This window comes from Amycolatopsis sp. MtRt-6 (assembly GCF_017308975.1).
In the GTDB taxonomy this organism is placed as follows: Bacteria; Actinomycetota; Actinomycetes; order Mycobacteriales; family Pseudonocardiaceae; genus Amycolatopsis.
The window spans coordinates 1-1,269 of sequence record NZ_JADWPD010000074.1 but is presented as its reverse complement, the minus strand read 5'-3'; the positions used below and the strand labels follow the sequence as shown (position 1 = coordinate 1,269).

Genomic DNA, 1,269 nt, shown 5'->3' with positions numbered 1-1,269 from the left:
GGGTCTGCCCAGGGTCTGGTTGACACCTCATCTGTGAGGCTTCGGCCTCGCCTGGAAGGATGTCACCGTGCCCAAGCCCTACCCCCGTGAGTTCCGTGACGATGTCGTCGCGGTGGCCCGTCGCGGCGAGGCCCCGTTGAAGCAGGTCGCGAAGGATTTCGGGATTTCCGAGTCGTGCCTGGCCAACTGGTTGCGCGCGGCTGACGTCGAGGACGGCACCCGGCCTGGTGTGACCCGGGATGAGTCCGCTGAGCTGCGGGAACTGCGTAAACGTAACCGGCTGCTGGAGCAGGAGAACGAGGTCCTGCGCAAGGCCGCGGCTTACCTGGCGCAGGGCAATCTGCCGGGAAAATAGCGTTCCCGCTCGTCCGTGAACTGGCCGCGGCCGGCGCCCCTGTGCGGGTGCCGGTCGCGGTGACGTGCAGGGTGCTGGGCATCTCCCGGCAGGCCTACTACCAATGGTGCGCCGCTCCGGTCTGCCGGCGGGACTGGGATGACGCGCACCTGGTCAACGCCGCCCTCGAGATCCACGCCGACGACCCGGCTGACGGATACCGGTTCATCGCCGACGAACTCGCCCGCCGCGGGTTCACCGCCTCGGAGAACCGGGTGTGGCGGATCTGCTCGATGCAGCAGATCTTTTCGCTGCACGCCAGAAAGAAAGGCCGCCCACGTAAGGCGGGGCCACCGGTGCATGACGACCTCGTGCGCCGCGACTTCACCGCCACCTCGCCGAACACCAAGTGGCTGACCGATATCACCGAGCATCCCACCGGCGAGGGCAAGCTGTATCTGTGCGCGGTCAAGGACTGCTACTCCAACAAGATCGTCGGCTACTCCATCGCCTCGCACATGCGGGCTTCACTCGCCGTCAGCGCGTTGCGCAACGCGATCGCGCTGCGGGACCCGGCCGGCACCGTCGTCCACTCCGACCGCGGCGCTCAGTTCCGATCCGCCGCTTACCGGCGTTTACTGCACGCTCATGGGCTGACCGGGTCGATGGGCCGGGTCGGGGCGTGCGGGGACAACGCCGCGATGGAATCGTTCTTCTCGTTGCTGCAAAAGAACGTTCTCGACACACGACGGTGGCGCACCCGCGAGGAGCTGAGGCTAGCGATCGTGTCCTGGATCGAGACGAAGTACCACCGCAAACGCCGCCAACGGGGGCTGGGCAAGCTCACCCCAGTCGAGTTTGAGACCATCTACACCCCCGCAGTGGCGGCCTGAGAAACAGTCAGCTCCGGTGTCAACCGAAGTCTGGGCAGACCC

1 protein-coding gene is annotated in these 1,269 nt (G+C 66.5%); it reads left to right on the top strand.

Going from position 1 to position 1,269, the window contains the following annotated elements:
* The first annotated feature begins 67 nt into the window (after nt 1-67).
* A protein-coding gene (locus I4Q55_RS48850; protein WP_206797883.1) for an IS3 family transposase occupies nt 68-1,227 on the top strand; the annotation gives its coding sequence in 2 pieces (ribosomal slippage) (nt 68-346 and nt 349-1,227; 1,158 coding nt in all).
* Nucleotides 1,228-1,269: the final 42 nt, after the last annotated feature.